Here is a 17,173-nt window from a genome sequence, read left to right on the forward strand (position 1 = left end):
ATGAGCTACGAGCTACGAGCTACGAGCTACGAGCTACGAGCTACGAGCTACGAGCTACGAGCTACGAGCTACGAGCTACGAGCTACGAGCTACGAGCTACGAGCTACGAGCTACGAGCTACGAGCTACGAGCTACGAGCTACGAGCTACGAGCTACGAGCTACGAGCTACGAGCTACGAGCTACGAGCCGGGCGGCGCCAACATACTGCACGCCTCACGCCTCACGCCTCACGCCTCACGCCTCACGCCTCACGCCTCACGCCCCGGCGGTGGTGCTTCGGTGACCACGTCTTCGTCGGCTTCGAACAGCTCTTCCAGTTCCTTGGCGGCCTGCTGCGCGGTCTGGATCTGTCGGGCTTCGTCGCCGAAGATTTCCATCTGGCGCATCAGGGTGGTCGCGTCGTGACGGCGGAAGGTGTCCACGGTGTGCTGTGCGCGCTGACGGTCGATGCCGAGCGCCACCAGGACCTCCCGGGTCAGCTCGAGGCTGGCCGGCAGCAGGTCGCGGACGATGTCCTGGACACCCGCACGCATCAGCAACTGGGCGTGATGGCGATTGCGGGCCCGGGCGAACAGGCGCAACCGCGGGAAGCGGCGTTGTACGCGCTGAACGATACGCAGTGACGCCTCGACATCGGAGATGGCGATCACCAGGATGCGGGCCCGGTCGGCGCCGGCGGCTTCCAGCAGGTCGAGCCGGGAGGCGTCGCCGAAGTAGATCTCGTTGCCATAGCGGCGCACGAAGGCGACATGCTCGGCGTTGATGTCGAGAATGGTGTAGGGGATGTTCAGCCCCTGCAGCGTACGTCCGATGATCTGACCGAAGCGGCCGAACCCGGCGATGATGATCTCCGGCGAGGTGTCGGCAGGGCGGTCGTACTCGTGCTTCGGCGTGGCCGGCGCGAACCGCGGTCGGACCAGTCGAGCATGGAGCTGGAAGAGCACCGGCGTGGCGGCCATCGACAGCGAGACCACCAGGATCAGCAGGCCGACCAGGTCGGGGGCCAGCAGGGTCGCGGCGCCGGCGGCGGTGAGCAGCACGAAGGCGAATTCGCCGCCCTGGGACAGCAGCGTGCCGAGGTTCAGGGCATCGCGCCAGTCGGTGCCGTAGGCGCGGGCGGCGATCACCACGCTCGACCACTTGGCCACCAGCAGCAGCGCCGTGAGGCCCAGCACCAGGCCGGGGCGTTCGGTCAGCAGGCCGATCTGGGCGGTCATGCCCACGGCCATGAAGAACAGCCCCAGCAGCAGGCCGCGGAAGGGCTCGATGTCGGCCTCGATGCTGTGCCGGTACTCGGAGTCGGCCAGCAGCACGCCGGCGACGAAAGCGCCGAGGGCCATGGAAAGGCCGGCCAGCTCCATCGACAGGGCGGCGCCGATCACCACCAGCAGGGAGGTGCCGGCGAACACCTGCCGGCTGCGCGTGGCGGCGGCGAAGCGGAACAACGGCCGCAGCAGGTAGCGCCCGCCGACGATCAGGGCGATGAAGGCGCCCACGCCGATCAAGGCATCGCGCAGCATGCTGTCCCAGCCGTCCGCCATGGCGGCGCCACCAGCCAGCAGCGGGATGGCGGCCAGCACCGGGATCGCCGCCATGTCCTGAAAGAGCAGCAGCGCGAAGCCGAGGCGGCCATGGCGCGTGGTCAGCTCGCCTTTCTCGCCGAGCAGCTGGAGTACCAGGGGCGTGGAGCAGAGCCCCAGGCTGAAGCCCGCCACCAGGGCGGCGGGCGGCGAGAGCCCCAGGACCAGCGCGAGACCGCCCAGCGCCAGGCTGGTGATCAGCATCTGCAGGCCGCCGAACCCGAATACCGGCTTGCGCATCAGCTTCAGTCGAGCGGGCTTGAGCTCCAGGCCGATGACGAACAACAGGAAGACGATACCCACTTCGGAGAACTGCAGCACCGCTTCGGCGTCGGGGACCAGGCCCAATACCGAGGGGCCGATGACGACGCCGGCGATCAGGTAACCGAGTACCTCGCCGAGGCCGAGACGCTTGGCCAGTGGCACGATCAGCACGGCGGCAGCGAGGAAGATCAGGCAGTTGTAGAGCAGGTCGATGGCCACACGGTTACTCCCTCGTCAATGTCGGTCCCGGGGGGCTCCACGCTTGCACTTGCGGCACGTCAGGGCGAGGCCGAGTCGCGAGCGACGTCCTTCTTCGGTCAATACCCAGGGACGTTCGGTCCAGGGTGGCTGATGCCGCACGTGCTGGTCGTGGCCGCAGGCGAGTTCCGCCACCCAGTGGCCCTCCTCGTCGCGATGATAGCCGATGATCGCCTGATGCATCCGTCGGGCGTGGCGATTCAGGCCGCCGGTGCACCGGCCCGGGGCAGCACCACATCCCGGGTCAGGGGCGCCAGAGGCAATGTCATGGCGTCGTCGGGCGTGACCCAGCGCAGCTCGGCGATCTCCGCGGCGGCCCGGGGCGGGCCGTCCAGCTCGACGCGAAACAGGTGGGCAGACAGCCGGTGGCCGGGCTCGTTAGCCGCTGGGGCGGTAAACTCGCCGAGCGACTCGAGGCGGCGGGGCCGACACCCGAGTTCCTCGAACACCTCCCGCGACAGAGCGTCAGCCGGTGACTCTCGGGGCTCGATCTTGCCACCGGCCTGCATGAAGGCGGTGGTATCGTGCTTGCGGACCAGCAGCAGGCGCCCTGTCTCGTCCTCGATCAGGGCGGCGGCGATATGCAGAGTGGGCACAGCGGCGGGCATGGCGGACTCCGATGATGATGACCGCGCCATTCTAGCATCGTCGGCCGTCAGGCCGAGATATCGTAGAGGCGCAGGTGCGAGACGACCACGTCTTCGATGGTGGCCAGGGTATCGGCATCGAAGGACGTCAGGGAGAGGCGGCGTAGCAGGGGCTCCCGCGCGATCAGGAAGAACACCATCTGGCCGACCAGAGTGTGCGTCTCGAGTGTCGTGATCGGGTCATCGGCGTCGCGCCCGGTGAGGCGCGCGATCAGTTGGCTCAAGGTTGCCTGGATCACGCCGAAGGCCTGATCCTGCAGGATGTCGAAGGCCTCGCTGGGGTGGATCTGCTCGCGCATCACCATCAGTAACCAATGGCGGCATTCGACGTCCGTGGCGAAGGTTCTCACCATGCGTCGCACGATGACCTCGAGGGTCGCCCGGGCGGTATCGCGGTCGTCGGGGGGGACGAGGGAGTCGCCGATGCCCAGGCGTTCACGCAGCGCACCGGCGATGTGGCGGGCCGCGGCCAGATAGAGGCCGTGCTTGTTGTCGAAGTAGTAGGCGATGGAACCGATATTGGCCCGGCCCTCGTCGGCCAGCATGCGGGTGGTGGTGGCCTTGTAGCCGTGCTCGCCGAACAGCCGGATGCCGGCCTGGATCAGGCGGTCTCGGGTGGTGTCCTCGGTCGTCATGGTTCAGGTGTCTCCGTCGCGCTCAGGAAATACTGAATAAATCGCCGAGCATAGTGAAGCGCAAGGCGCACGGAGCACAGAAAGCGAGACATAACGAGGGGTTAGGCGAGCTTTCGAGCACCGCGTAACGCAGCGATTTGCATGCGCAGGCATTTAAGCAGTGTTTCCCTCTGTGGTGTCGATGCCGAAGAAAAGGGTGTAGAGCACCGGCACGACCCCGAGGCTCATGATGGTACCGATGCCGAGGCCGAAGGCCATGGCGGCGGCCATGCCGTAGAACAGCGGGTCACGACCGACGATCAACGGCAGAAAGCCCAGAATCGTGGTGATCGCCGACATCAGGATCGGCCTGAGTCGGCGCGCCGAAGCGCGCACCACGGCATCCCGGGCGGGGGCGTCGGAGGTCAGTGCGCGACGTTCGATGTCGATGCGGTCGATCAGCACGATGGCATTGTTGATGATGATGCCGGCCAGGCTGTAGAGGCCGAGCATCACCATGAAACCGAAATCGGCCCGGGTGGCCAGTAGCCCCAATGCCACGCCGACGATCACCAGCGGGATGGTGGCGACGATCAGCAGGGGGCGCTTGAAGGAATTGAACTGGGCGACCAGCAGAATGAAGATCAGGCCGATGCACAGCGGCAGGTTGGCTTGCAGTGCCGCCTGGCCCTCCGCCGACTCCTTCACTACGCCGTCGAACTCGATCCAGTGGCCGGGCGGCAGGTCTGCCTCGAGTGCCCGCAATGCCGGCTCGACCCGGGGGACCATGTCCTCGGCGGTGAGGTGGCGGTTGCGCCCCTCGACGGTGATGGTGCGCACCAGATTCTCGCGGTCGATCCGGTAGTAGCCGTTGTCCAGCCGCACCTCGGCGACCTGGCTCAGGGGCACGCCCTCGCCGGCGGCTTCCAGGGGATAGACGGTCAGTGACTCGAGGCGCTCGATGCTGGCGCGCTGTCGCTCGGTGTAGCGCATCATCACCGGAATGATGTCGTCGCCCTCGCGGTAATGGCTGAGGTGATAACCGTCGATGGCGCTGCTCAGCGAACGGGCGATGTCCTCGGAAGTGATGCCGGCGCTGCGCGCCCGGGCCTGGTCGACGTCGATGGTCAACGAAGGAATGCGCGCTTCCCAGCTCTGACGAATGTCCTGGGCGCCATCGACGTCGCCGAGGATGGCCTCCACTCGCTTGGCCGCGCTGAACAGGACCTCCCGGTCCGGTCCCTTGACCTGGACCTGGAGCAGGGTGCTGTCGGAGGGGCCCAGGAACATCCGGGTGACCTGGGGCGAGATGTCCGGGTGGTGAGTGGCCAGATAATGACGCGTGGCGTGGATCACCTCGTCGACATGGTCACGGTCGGCCACGTTGAGCACCATGAAGCCCTTGTTGGGCGCCGGGTCGATGGGGGTCAGCGACAGCACGAAACGCGGGCCGCCGAAGCCTGAGTAGGCGGCGACGCCAGTGAGGTCGTCACGCAACGAGGGTGCCTCGAGCAAGGCCTCGCTCAGCTCGCTGACACGCCGGTCGGTGGCGTTGGCGGCGATGTCGGAGGGGAAGTCGATCGTCACGAGGACCTGGTTGCGGTCCGAATCGGGAAAGAACTTCTGGGGCACCAGTTGCATCATGCCCACGCCGCCCGCCAGGGCCAGTCCCATGATGACCAGGAAGATCGCGCGATGATGAAGCACGCGCCGCAGCAGCCGGGCGTAGCGTCCCGACATCCAGCGGAACAGTCGGTCGGAGAGGCTCGGCGCGGCGTCTTCCCGGAGCGAGGTCGGTGCCTTGAGGAAACGGTGGCACAGGGCCGGCGTCACCGTCAGCGACAGGAACCAGGAGCTCAGCAGGGTGATGGCGATGACGATCGAGATCGAGCGGGTGTACTCGCCGGCGACGTGTTCGGCCAGCATCAGTGGCAGGAAGACCAGGATGGTGGTCAGGGTCGAGGAAAGCAGTGGCATGGCCAGCTCGCCGCCGGTCTCGGCCAGCGCCTGGTCCCGGGTGGCGCCGGCCTCCAGTCGGGTCTTGAAGTCCTCGGCGATGACGATGGCGTTGTCCACCAAGAGTCCCAGGGCGATCACCAGGGTGGCCAGGCTGGCACGCTGCAGGGTCATTTCGGTCAGGCCCATGATGGCCAGGGTGACCAGCATCACCGCGGGGATGATCGAACCGACGATCAGGCCCGTGCGCAGACCGAGGAACAGCACCACCACGGCGAGCACGATGACCAGCGTCTGCATGACGCTCGACGTCACCCCGTAGACGGCGTTGGCGACCTGCTCGGGCTGGAAGGTCATGATGTCGAGCGCATAGCCTGCCGGCAGCGTCTCGCGCAATTCGTTCAGGCGCGTCTCGATGGCATGGCCGTAGTCGAGCACGCTCTCGCCCTCGAGCATGGAAATGGCGAAGACGATGGCCGGCTTGCCGTTGAAGTAGGCGGTGCGATCGGCGGGGTCCTCGTAGCCTCGGAGGATCTCGCCCAGGTCGCGTAGCCTCAGGGTGCCGCCTTCGGGCAGGCGAATTTCGGTGTCGCCCAGGGCCTCGAGGCTCTCGAACTCGCCGGTCACCTCCAGGGCCAGGCGTTGTTCGCCGCTTTCCAGCACGCCTCCCGGCGGGTAGATGTTGCGGCCCTGGATCTGGCTGGCCAGGTCGGAGGGTGACAGGCCGAGTTCGGCGACGCGTGCCTCGGCGATATCGATGAAGATGCGTTGTTCCTGGATGCCGAGCAGCTCGACTTTCTGGGTGCCCTCGACGTCGTAGAGGGCGGCGCGGACGTGTTCGGCGATCTCCTGCTGGTCGGCCTGGGGAAAGTCATCGGCGGTCAGTGCCGCGGTGACCACTGCCACATCGCCGAAATCGTCATTGATGACCGGGTCCTGGGTGCCCTCGGGCAACCGAGGGGCCGTCGCCTCGACCTTCTTGCGCAACTCGTCCCAGATCTGTTCGAGATCGAAGTAGCGATCCTTGATTTCCACATGAAGGATCGAGCGGCCACGCATCGACGTCGAACGGATGCGTTCCACCTCACCGATGGCACGGATGCTCTCTTCCAGGGGCTTGCTGATGTTCTGCTCGACCTGTTCCGCGGGCAGGCCAGGATAGGCGGTGGTCACCAGCGCCTCGCGGATGGTGATCTCCGGATCCTCCCGGGCCGGCATGGCGAAGTAGCTGAAGATGCCATAGAGCATGGCCACCAGGGTGGCCAGATAGAGGACGGGACGGCGTCGGTGGGCGAGCTGGCTGAGGTTCATGGTGGCCCCGGTCATGGTCGAGTCAGTTGTAGCGTTCCGGCCCCTGGCCGAGCAGGCTCACGACCTGGCCCGGCTCGACGAATTCGGCGCCCCTGGCGACGATGCGTTCGCCCGCTGCCAATTCGCCGCGCACCTTGGCGCGCTCTTCGCCGATACTGATCACCGTGACGTCGACGCTTTCCAGGCGGCTATCTTCGCCGATGCGAAGGACGTGCGCATGCTGCTGGTCGTCATGGACCAGGGCGGTGAGGGGAATGGGGAGAACGAAGGCGTCTTGCGACGCGTCGGCCAGCGAAAGTGCGATCTCGGCGGTCATGCCGGCGCGCACGCCTTCGGGCGGCTCATCCAGGGACAGGGTGACGGGATAGTCGTTGGACGAGCGGGGCTGGGTTCCCAGTCGGGTGAGCGTGGCCGGTGTGGTGGCGTCGCTCAGGGCGGGGAGGCTGACACTGTGGGTTGAGCCCGTCGACAGGTCTCCGACAAGGGTCTCGGGCACGCTGGTTTCTACCTCGAAGCCTTCCCGGTCGGAGATGACCTCGAGAATCGCCTGATTGGCGGCGACCCGTTCCGAGGGTTCCGCCTGGCGAGCACTGACCGAGCCCTCGAAGGGCGCGTTCAAGGTGGTCTGGGAGAGGTCGCGCGCGGCGAGCTCCTGGGCGGCGACGGCAGAGGCATGGCGCGATTCGGCGGTATCCAGCCCTGCCCGGGCGGTGTCGAGCTGTGTATCACTGACGTAGCCCTTCTCGGCGAGGCTCGATTGGCGCCGGAAGTCCTGACGTTTCTCGATCAGCGAGGCCTCGGCCTCTCGGACTTCGGCGCGGCGCTGACGGGCCACCAGACGGTAGCGTTTGTCATCGAGGGTGGCCAGGGGGGCTCCGGCATCGAAGCGGTCGCCTACATCCACGGCGATATGTTCGATCTGGCCGGCGATCTCGAAGCTCAGGGTCGTGTGCTCGGCAGCCTGGACCCGGCCCGAGAGGCGAGTGATGTCGGGGCCGTTGGCGGCCTGGATCTCATGGCTGTCCACCACCGTCGGTATCTCGGTGGTGGACGATGTCTCCGGCGAACAGCCGCCCAGCTGCAAGGCGAGACCGAACAGGAGCGTGACAAGGGACAATGGCCGATACGCGCGGGGCATGGTAGCGATCCTCGAGTGCTAAGCGGTCAGGCGCTGTCGAGGCGTCCGACGTTTCGAGGCAGTGTATTAATCAAATGATTAAATCGCAAGTCATGAAAACCCGACGGAAGGACCGCCGGGATCGAGCCATTGTCTCGAGGGAGCCGCCGGTTTCTCAGCTATCGTCCGGCTTCCTGTAGTGTCCGGGCACCGTGACGCGGTCGCCATTGGCTGTCTGTCGTACATGTGTGGGGACATAGACGCGCTTGATGACGCTCTTGCGCTCGCTCATGGGAACCTCCTTGCTTGCCATCGACGCCATGGTTCGACCGTACAGTAGCCATAAAAGCGGGTGAGAATCAATATTGTTCTGGAAAACAGGACGCGACGTTGCTCGAGTGGACGCGAGGACCGCCCATGGATTGTTGGCCATTCATGGATGCTGTTGGCAGCGAGCGCGCATTATCTTGCCTGCATTGCCACCTAGACTGTCTACCCGTCACTGACCGGTACTGAAAGGAGGCACTCCATGGTGAATCGTACGCTCGACGGCAAGGTGGTCCTGATCGCTGGCGGCGCCAAGAATCTCGGCGGCTTGCTGGCGCGGGATCTCGCGGAACATGGCGCTGGCGCGGTGGCCATTCACTACAACAGCGACGCCACGCGTCAGGCCGCCGAGGCGACCCGGGACGCGGTCAAGGCGCAGGGTGTCGACGCCGACCTCTTCCAGGAGGACCTGACCCGCGCCGATCATGTCACCGCGCTCTTCGAGGCGGTGTCGAGCCGGTTCGGCAAGGTGGATATCGCCATCAACACGGTGGGCATGGTGCTCAAGAAGCCGATGCTGGAGATCAGCGAGGCCGAATACGACACCATGTTCGACATCAACGCGAAGAGCGCCTTCTTCTTTCTCAAGGAGGCCGGGCGTGTGCTGGAGGATCACGGCAAGATCGTGACGCTGGTGACCTCGCTGCTCGGCGCCTTCACGTCCTTCTACTCCACCTATGCCGGTGGCAAGGCGCCGGTCGAGCATTTCACGCGTGCGGCGGCCCAGGAGTTCGGCGAGCGCGGCATCTCGGTGACGGCCGTCGGGCCCGGCCCCATGGATACGCCGTTCTTCTATGGTCAGGAAGGCGAGGAGGCCGTGGCCTTCCACAAGAGCGCCGCTGCCTTGTCGGCATTCAGCAAGACGGGGCTGACGGATATCGAGGATGTGGTTCCGCTGATCCGTCACCTGGTGACCGATGGCTGGTGGATGACCGGCCAGACCCTGCTGACCAATGGCGGCTATACCACCAAGTGAGCCGGATACGGCCAGGCAAGTCGCCTGGCCTCGGTTCCCTCTGTGCTCTGCGGTACGCCTGGTCGGCATTCAACGGCTAAGCTAGGGTCTGTACGAAAAGTCCCTGCACTCGGTGATACGGTGTTGAAATCAGGTCTCGTGCGCGAGTCCGATCAAAATGCTCATTTACTCCTTGTAAACTGCGCTTTTTGACTCCGACATCCCTGTCGCTCGCTCTACGAGCAGCAGGGCTGCTCAAATCGTTCATCCTGACGATTTGTCGACCGATTTCGCCTTGTCTCGCCTTTGCTCGCCGACTTTTCGTACAAGACCTAGGAAACGTGTGGTTGGCATTCAGGGAGGAAAGATGCGCACCTTGTTGATTCTGTTGATAGGCATCGTAGCGGTGTGGCTGCTCGCCCGATATTGTCCGCGAGCGCACCGGCGCCCAGCGGCGGTAGCCTTCTCACTGGCCTGGCTGGTGGCCTGCGGCTGGAATCTTGTCATCGGCCTCTCCCATGGCTATGCGCTCGGGGAGGAACTGGCGATTCACGCCGTGCTGTTCGCCATACCCGTCGGGCTGGCGTGGTGGCGCCTCGGGCGTCGGGCACCCCCCGCTCCGTGAGAGCCCGCCTTGCCGGGATGACGTCCATTTTCGTTTTTCGCGTCGATCGGGAGTCTGCATGACATCGGAACGTCCCCACCCCTTGATGCGGCCTCGTGATGGGCACGAGGCCGCTGTCAGCTATGTCGAGCTGCTGTTCGACCTGATCTATGTCTTCGCCATCATCCAGGTCTCGCATTTCCTGCTGGATAACCTGAGCCTGCTGGGTGCGGCCCAGGCGTTGCTGCTGTGGTTCGCGGTCTGGCTGGGCTGGCAGTACAGCGGCTGGATGACCAACTGGTTCGATCCCGATACCACGCCCATTCGGCTGGTGCTGTTCATCACCATGGCCCTGGCCTTGATGATGGCGGCGGCGCTGCCGGAGGCCTTCGGTTCCCGTGGCCTGGTATTTGCCGGTTGTTTCGCGGCGATGCAGGTGGGGCGGTCGCTGTTCATTCTGTGGAGCCTCAAGGGGCATGGCCTGGCCGATTTGACGGCGAATTATCAGCGTATTCTGGGATGGGCCTGCCTCGGCGCCGTGTTCTGGCTGGCGGGCGGCTTGGCGGAGGGGCCGATGCGTCTCTTCCTCTGGGCACTGGCGGTGGCGTGCGAGTATGTCTCGCCGATGTTCGGCTTCCGCCTGCCCGGCCTCGGCCGGTCATACACGCGGCACTGGAACATCGAGGGAGGCCATCTGATCGAGCGTTGTGCGCTGTTCATGATCATTGCGCTCGGCGAGACGATCCTGATCACCGGGGCCACCCTGGCCGGGGCCGATGCCTGGAGCAGCGGTACCCTGCTGGCCTTCGGGGTCGCTTTCCTGGAAACCGTGGCCATGTGGTGGGTGTACTTTCACATTGCCATTCGTGATGCCTCCCGGGTGATTACCGAATCCGACGACCCGGGCCGGATCGGCGCCTACTTCCACTATGTCCATGTCATCATTCTGGGCAGCGTGATCCTCTGTGCGGTCGGCAGCGAGCTGGTGATCGCTCACCCGGTCGGGCACCTGACGACCACGGTGACGAGCGTGCTGCTGGCCGGCCCGATGTTGTTCCTGGCGGGCATGGCGATCTACAAGTTCGTCGTCTACGGGCGGCCGCCGTTGTCGCATCTGGTCGGGCTGGTGCTGATGCCGGCTCTCCTGCTTCCTCTGACGGCCTCGCACAGTGCGCTGCTTTTGCAGGGAGCCAGCGCCTTGCTGCTGCTGGGCGTGGGGGCCTGGGAAATGTTGTCGCGCCAGGGCGTGTTGCGGATCTGACCGCCATGGACAGGATCGATCAATGGCGGGCCTTCATCAGGGTGGCGGAAATGGGAAGTTTTACCCGGGCCGCCGTGGCGCTGGCCTGGCCCAGGGCGACCGTGTCGCTTGCCGTGCGGCGTGTCGAGGAAACACTCGGTGTGCGGCTCTTGCACCGCACGACGCGCAAGGTGCGGTTGACACCGGACGGCGAACGCTTCCTGCAACGGGCCAGGACCCTGGTGGCAGACGCGGAGGACCTCGAACGATCGTTTCGGCATCCGAGCGAGGAAGCCTCGGGCAGACTGGTCATCGATGTGCCGAGCCGCGTGGCCAGGCGACTCGTGGCGCCGGCGCTGGGGCAACTGCTGGAACGACATCCCCGCCTGCAGGTCGTCCTGGGGTCCACGGATCGCCATGTCGACCTGGTGGCCGAGGGGGTCGACTGTGTCGTGCGGTTCGGTCCGCTTCAGGACAGCGACCTGGTCGCGCGCCGGCTGGGACGGGTCGCGCTGGTGAACTGCGCCAGTCCCGATTATCTGAAACGCCATGGCATGCCTCGTCGGGTCGATGATCTCGCCGAGGGGCATCTCATGGTGGGTTACGCCTCGCCGCATAGTGGTCGCGAGGAACGCTTCGAAGTGGTCGAAGATGGTCAGGCCCGGAATATCGAGCTTTCGAGCCGGGTCGTGGTCAACAACGCCGAGAACTACATTGCCTGCTGCCGGGCCGGGCTCGGTCTCATCCAGGTGCCGCGCTTCGACGTCGACGATCTGCTGCGTGGCGGCGAACTGGTCGAGGTGTTGCCCCAGAGCCGAGCCGACGCCATGGAGGTTTCGGTGCTGTATCCGCATCGTCGGCATCGCGCGGTGCGCATCGATGTCTTCATGGACTGGTTCGCCGCCATGATGGCGCCCTACTTCGAGACGCCTTCGCCGTCATGACCTTTCGGCTGGTCGGCCTCCCGTTCCAGCAGAGCTCGCTTGCGTTCGACGCCCCAGCGATAGCCGGAGAGGTCGCCGTCCCGACGCACGACCCGATGGCAGGGAATCGCCACGGCCAGCGGGTTGGCCGCGCAGGCTCGAGCGACGGCCCGCACCGCGGTCGGTGAACCGATGCGCTCGGCGACCTCGGTGTAGCTCGCGGTGGAGCCGGCGGGGATCTCGCGCAGCGCCTGCCAGACACGTTGCTGGAAGGCCGTGCCACGGATGTCCAGGGGCAGCTCGGTGCCCAGAGCGGGATCGTCGATCAGGCCGACCACTCCGGCGACCCAGTCTTCGAAATCGCCTTCGCCGGCTGTGAGCTCGGCCCGTGGGAAGCGATCCTGGAGATCGCGGACCAAGGGGGCGGGGTCGTCACCCAGCAGGATGGCGCAGACGCCGCGCGCGCTGCATGCCACCAGTACCGAGCCCAGCGAACACTCGCCGACGGCGAAGCGGATGGTGGTATCTCGACCGCCGCCCTTGTAGGCCGTCGGCGTCATGCCGAGCATGGCGTCGGCATTCTCGTAGAAGCGGCCACTGGAGCGGAAGCCGGCGCCATGGATGGCCCGGGTGACGTCTCCGTCCGGGGCGTTCAGCGCCTCGCGTACCCGACGCGCCTGGTGCGCCCTGGCATAGGCCCGGGGCGTGAGGCCGGTGACGGCCTTGAAACGATGGTGCAGGTAGGAAGGGCTCAGTCCGACCCGTGCCGCCAGTTCGAGCAGCCCGAGCGGCTCGTCGGCCTGCTCGATGATCCGGCAGGCCCGTTCGACGAGTGCGGCGATCGGGGTGTCGGCCGAGGGAGCGTTCGGTGCGCAGCGCTTGCAGGGGCGGTAGCCTGCCGCCTCCGCGTCTTGCGGGCGGTCATGGAAGGAGACGTTCTCCGGTTTCGCCAGACGCGACGGACAGGAGGGGCGGCAATAGACGCCGGTGGTGAGCACCGCGTAGACGAAGCTGCCGTCCGCCGAGGCGTCGCGTTGGAGCACCGCCTGCCAGCGGCGGTCGCGTTCGGTGTCGATGGGACGCTGTGTTGCCATGGTGAGGGTCATCCCGGTGTCCTCTCATTGTGGGCCATGTGCCGAGTAAAGGACACCGGGAGGGGCGGCGCACTCCGCTGCGGGCTTTTCAATCTCGCTCAGCTGAGTGCGCAGAGTCGGGCGGTCAGAAGGTCAGCTCCAGCCCCGCATAGACACTGCGGTCCGGCGCCGTGGAGAAGTAGCGCCCGCGCTGGTCGTTGATGACGATATTGTCGTAGTGCTCTCGGTCGAACAGGTTGCTGACGCCGACATAGGCCTTGAGCAGGGTGTCGTTGCTCAGTCGCCAGCCGTCGCCGGCGCGCAGATTGGCCAGCCAGACCTCATCCACCTTCACTTTGTTGGCGTCGTCGGCGTACATCGAGCCGACGTAGCGGGTTTCCAGGGTGGTGAAGCGCTCGCCGGTGCCCTGCCAGGTCAGCTGGTTGACCCAGGTGCGCTCGGGCAGGCCGGGAATGCGATTGTTGGCGTGATCGTTGCCGGCGTCGTCCACGTAGTCCTGGAACTCGTAGCGTGCCAGCGTCAGGGCGCTGTCGAGCCGCCAGTCGTCGGCGAACTGCCAGCCCAGGGCCATTTCCAGGCCGTCCTGACGGCTGCGTCCGGCATTGCGATAGAAGTCGCGACCATCGCTGTTCTTGTAGGCAATCAGCGAGTCGCGTACCCGGGTCGAGAACAGCGCGATGTCGTAGTCCAGGCCGCTGTCGATGAAGTGGCCGCGCAGACCGAGCTCGCGATTCCAGGCCTTCTGCGGCTCGATCTCGGGATTGAAGCCGCCGACGCCGGCCGGGTTGGCGAACTCGGTGAAGGTCGGGGTCTCGTAGGCGGTACCCACCGAGAGGTAGGCCTGGTGGTTGGGGAGGTAACGATAGTTCACCCCGGCGCTGCCACTCCACTGGTCGAAGGTGCGATCGCCGCTGTTGTCGCCGTCGCTCAGGTAGTCGTCATCGATGTCGAAGTCGATGTGGTCGAAGCGGGTGCCGAGCGAGAGGGTCCAGCGGTCGGTCAGGTCGAGATCGCCCTGGGCGAAGGCACCCAGCGAGGAGGCCGTCTGGGTCTCGTCGGCAACGCGGTCCTGATGGTCGCCATCGATGGTGACGTCGTCGCGGTAGCGGTCATCCTCCTGGCGGGCCACTTCGACCCCGGCGACGTAGCTCAGCGGCAGTCCGCCGAGCGACAGGGACTGGCGATATTCGGCGTTGGCACCGTAGTAGTCGCGATCATAGGCGACGAAGCTGTCGCCGGCATAGGCGAGCTGCTGTTCGAAATCGCGCTGCAGATAGAAGCCGCGCAGCGTCAGCTCACCCGGGCCGGCGGCGCGGTCCTCGTACTCGAGGCCGAGGACCTGTTGATCGACCGTCTGTCCGGCGTCGATGCGGGTCGGCGAATAGAAGTTGCTGTCGATCGTGCCTTTCCGGTCCTCGGACACGGCCTCGGCGGTCAATCCGCCAGGATCCTCCGAGCGCGGATTGTCGAGCAGGTTGACGATGGCGGTGAGCGAGCGGTCAGCGTCGAGTTCGCGCTTCAGCTTGGCGTTGAGCAGGTATTTCTCGACGTTGCTGTGGTCGCGATAGCCATCCATGCCCAGCGCCGAGACGCTGACATGGTGCGACCAGGGGCCGTCGACGCCACCGTGGCTGACGTTCAGCTTGCGATAGCCGTCGCTGCCGCCTTCGACGCGCAGGCGGGTGCCGGGATCGCTCTCGCCGTCGGCAGTGGTGACGTCGATCACCCCGCCGGCAGCATTACCGTACTGCACCGCCGCCGGGCCACGAATGACCTCGATGCGCTGGGCGCTGTCGAGGTCGATGGCGTCGAGCTGGGCCTGGCCGTCGGGCAGGGTGTAGGGAATGCCGTCGACCCGCACCCTGATACCCCGCACGCCCCAGGGAGTGCGAGCGCCGAAGCCGCGGATCGACACCCGTTCGCCCTGGACGAAGTTGTGGCGATTCTGGAGGTAGAGGCCGGGAACGGTGGCCAGTGCTTCGTCGAGGCGCTCACGCTGCTGGCCCTGGGCGATCTTCTCGCGATCCACCACCGAGACGGCGGCGGGCGTGTCGTAGAGTTCGCGATCGAGGCGTGGGGCGCTGACCTCGAGGGTATCCAGCGTGACGGGCTGGGCCAGGGCCATTCCGGAAACGCTCAGGGTACCGGCGATGAGGAGGGATGGCACGGCACGGTGGGGCATGATGCAACCTCAAGATGCGTAGACAGGTAAGATGCGTAGAAAGATAGTGCGCAAATGATCTCACCGGAGCGCCTAGGCGACAAATCGAGATGAATCGATTCCGTGTCTTCGGTCCCTCGAGGCGCGATAATCGCAAGGCCGTCGGTACCCGAATGGGCTCGGGAAGTCGTCGCCGCCGTGTCGAACGAACAAGGGACGTCACCGTCCCCGATGCTGGGCGACGGTGACGTGGCGGGAGGTTCAGTGGTAGCGCCGGGCCTCGTCCTCGAGGCGCGTGAAGCGGACCGGCGGGCTGTATTCTTCGCCTTCGGGGGCGCGTTCGGGGGCGGGCCTGACGCGCCAGCCCCGGTGGGTCGCCCACTCCTTGAGCCCTCGATAGTCGAGCAGCGGGTACTCGCGGGTGTAGGGGTTCGGCGATGACGAGGGAAAGGCGTAGGCCACGTGCGGATAGTGGGCGAAGGCGTCTTCGCCACCATGTGCGGCCAGGGCGCGATCCAGGGCCGACTGCCAGTCATGGGCGTCGCGTCGGGTGCCGTTAGCTTGGGATACATGCATCGGATTGCCCTCCATTGATACACCTGTGCCAGGGCCTTGCCCGGACGGCGTGGGTGCCGGCGGCACCGGGGCTGCCGGGAGCCATGAAAAACGCCCCGCCCGGCGGGGCCGGGTGGGGCGTCATCATCAGGAAAGGGACAGGGCGTTCAGTCGCCCGGCCCCCATGCGACGGAGGTCGGTGGATGCGCACCATGGGGCGCGGGTGCACGGTGAAGTTCGAGGTTGCCACCATCTTGCTACCTCCCGCCGATGTGCTGGTCAGTCCCAGCTCAGTGCGCCGCCGACCTGATACTCGGTGACGCGGGTTTCGAAGAAGTTCTTCTCCTTGCGCAGATCGATGATCTCGCTCATCCAGGGGAAGGGGTTCTGCGCACCGGGGTACTGTTCCTTGAGGCCGATCTGGGCCAGGCGACGGTTGCAGATGAAATGCAGGTACTCTTCCATGATCGCCGCGTTCATGCCCAGCACGCCGCGTGGCATGGAGTCGCGGGCGTAGGCGATCTCGAGTTCGGTGCCCTCGATGATCATCTGGGTGCATTCGTCCTGGAATTCCGGCGTCCACAGGTGCGGGTTCTCGATCTTGATTTGGTTGATCATGTCGACGCCGAAGTTCAGGTGCATGGACTCGTCGCGCAGGATGTACTGGAACTGTTCGGCAACGCCGGTCATCTTGTTGCGACGGCCCATGGAGAGGATCTGGCTGAAGCCGCAGTAGAAGAAGATGCCCTCGGTCACGCAGTAGAAGGCGACCAGGTTGCGCAACAGTTCCTGATCGGTCTCCGGGGTGCCGGTGTGAAAGTCGGGGCGTGCCAGCGACTGGGTATGCTTGAGGCTCCAGGCGGACTTGGCGGCCACCGAGGGGACCTCGCGGTACATGTTGAAGACTTCGCCTTCGTCCATGGCCAGCGACTCCACGCAGTATTGGTAGGCGTGGGTATGAATGGCCTCTTCGAAGGCCTGGCGCAGCAGGTACTGGCGGCACTCGGGGTTGGTGATCAGGCGGTAGAGTGCCAGCACCAGGTTGTTGGCGACCAGGGAGTCTGCCGTGGAGAAGTAACCGAGGCTGCGTTCGACGATGCGTCGCTCGTCATCGGTGAGACCATCGGCGCTTTTCCATAGCGCGATATCGGCGTTCATGTTCACTTCCTGGGGCATCCAGTGATTGGCGCTGCCATCCAGGTATTTCTGCCAGGCCCACTCGTACTTGAAGGGCACCAGCTGGTTGAGGTCGGCCCGGGCGTTGATCATCTTCTTGTCGTCGACCTCGATGCGCGCCGCGCCCATCTCCAGCTCTTCCAGGCCGGCGGCCACATCGAGCTCGTCGATGGACTGACGGGCACGGGCCAGGCGGTCCTGCTCGGCGACCCGGTAGGTGCCGGCGCTGTCGCGGACCTCTGCCGTGGCGGGCGCCTCGGGAGCGGGCTGGGCGGCCGGTTGGGGAGCGGGGGCCGGCTGAGGCTGCTCGGCAACCGCGCTGTCGTCTTCGTGAAAATCGTCCCAATCGATCATGAGTCATCCTGTTCTATCGCTGGTGGCGTCAACGCA

General features: G+C 65.6%; 14 protein-coding genes. 4 read left to right on the forward strand and 10 right to left on the reverse strand.

Annotated features, from left to right (window positions below):
- Positions 1-249: 249 nt before the first annotated feature.
- From LU493_RS14205 to LU493_RS14230, 6 genes are all read right to left on the reverse strand, one after another.
- The gene (locus tag LU493_RS14205) at positions 250-2,064 is read right to left on the reverse strand and encodes a monovalent cation:proton antiporter-2 (CPA2) family protein (RefSeq protein ID WP_275288446.1); all 1,815 of its coding nucleotides are present in this window, start codon (positions 2,062-2,064) and stop codon (positions 250-252) included.
- A 15-nt stretch (positions 2,065-2,079) separates the two neighbouring features.
- Positions 2,080-2,286 carry a DUF3565 domain-containing protein gene (locus LU493_RS14210; RefSeq protein ID WP_275288447.1) on the reverse strand — a complete coding sequence of 69 codons (207 nt, stop codon included), beginning with the start codon at positions 2,284-2,286 and terminating at the stop codon, positions 2,080-2,082.
- A 17-nt stretch (positions 2,287-2,303) separates the two neighbouring features.
- Positions 2,304-2,711, reverse strand: a complete 408-nt coding sequence (locus tag LU493_RS14215) for an NUDIX hydrolase (protein WP_275288448.1) — start codon at positions 2,709-2,711, stop codon at positions 2,304-2,306.
- 47 nt (positions 2,712-2,758) lie between these two features.
- Entirely contained in the window at positions 2,759-3,385 is a 627-nt protein-coding gene (locus LU493_RS14220; RefSeq protein ID WP_275288449.1) for a CerR family C-terminal domain-containing protein, read from the reverse strand.
- Positions 3,386-3,538: 153 nt separating this feature from the next.
- Positions 3,539-6,646: an efflux RND transporter permease subunit gene (locus tag LU493_RS14225; RefSeq protein WP_275288450.1), complete on the reverse strand. Its 3,108-nt coding sequence runs from the start codon at positions 6,644-6,646 to the stop codon at positions 3,539-3,541.
- A 7-nt stretch (positions 6,647-6,653) separates the two neighbouring features.
- Positions 6,654-7,769 (reverse strand): efflux RND transporter periplasmic adaptor subunit, encoded by a 1,116-nt coding sequence (locus LU493_RS14230; RefSeq protein WP_275288451.1) that lies wholly within the window; start codon positions 7,767-7,769, stop codon positions 6,654-6,656.
- A gap of 508 nt (positions 7,770-8,277) precedes the next feature.
- On the opposite strand from LU493_RS14230, the gene LU493_RS14235 reads away from it, so the two are divergent.
- From LU493_RS14235 to LU493_RS14250, 4 genes are all read left to right on the forward strand, one after another.
- Complete coding sequence (locus LU493_RS14235) at positions 8,278-9,051, forward strand: SDR family oxidoreductase (RefSeq protein WP_275288452.1); 774 nt, start codon at positions 8,278-8,280, stop codon at positions 9,049-9,051.
- Between the two features lie 346 nt (positions 9,052-9,397).
- Positions 9,398-9,655, forward strand: coding sequence for a hypothetical protein (locus LU493_RS14240; RefSeq protein ID WP_275288453.1), 258 nt, complete (start codon positions 9,398-9,400; stop codon positions 9,653-9,655).
- 58 nt (positions 9,656-9,713) lie between these two features.
- Positions 9,714-10,895 (forward strand): low temperature requirement protein A, encoded by a 1,182-nt coding sequence (locus LU493_RS14245; protein WP_275288454.1) that lies wholly within the window; start codon positions 9,714-9,716, stop codon positions 10,893-10,895.
- 5 nt (positions 10,896-10,900) lie between these two features.
- Positions 10,901-11,818 (forward strand): LysR family transcriptional regulator, encoded by a 918-nt coding sequence (locus LU493_RS14250; RefSeq protein ID WP_275288455.1) that lies wholly within the window; start codon positions 10,901-10,903, stop codon positions 11,816-11,818.
- Here the strand turns inward: LU493_RS14250 and ada are convergent.
- The 4 genes from ada to LU493_RS14270 all read right to left on the reverse strand — a co-directional run bounded on the left by ada (position 11,791) and on the right by LU493_RS14270 (position 17,137).
- Complete coding sequence (ada, locus tag LU493_RS14255) at positions 11,791-12,903, reverse strand: bifunctional DNA-binding transcriptional regulator/O6-methylguanine-DNA methyltransferase Ada (protein WP_275288456.1); 1,113 nt, start codon at positions 12,901-12,903, stop codon at positions 11,791-11,793. The genes LU493_RS14250 and ada overlap by 28 nt on opposite strands.
- Before the next feature lie 112 nt (positions 12,904-13,015).
- Complete coding sequence (locus LU493_RS14260) at positions 13,016-15,073, reverse strand: TonB-dependent receptor family protein (protein ID WP_275288457.1); 2,058 nt, start codon at positions 15,071-15,073, stop codon at positions 13,016-13,018.
- A gap of 240 nt (positions 15,074-15,313) precedes the next feature.
- On the reverse strand, positions 15,314-15,628 hold the full coding sequence (locus LU493_RS14265) for a hypothetical protein (RefSeq protein WP_275288458.1): 315 nt from the start codon (positions 15,626-15,628) through the stop codon (positions 15,314-15,316).
- 258 nt (positions 15,629-15,886) lie between these two features.
- Positions 15,887-17,137, reverse strand: a complete 1,251-nt coding sequence (locus tag LU493_RS14270) for a ribonucleotide-diphosphate reductase subunit beta (RefSeq protein ID WP_275288459.1) — start codon at positions 17,135-17,137, stop codon at positions 15,887-15,889.
- Positions 17,138-17,173 lie beyond the last annotated feature (36 nt).

Source organism: Halomonas elongata, assembly GCF_029081005.1.
Classification (GTDB): Bacteria; Pseudomonadota; Gammaproteobacteria; order Pseudomonadales; family Halomonadaceae; genus Halomonas; species Halomonas elongata_B.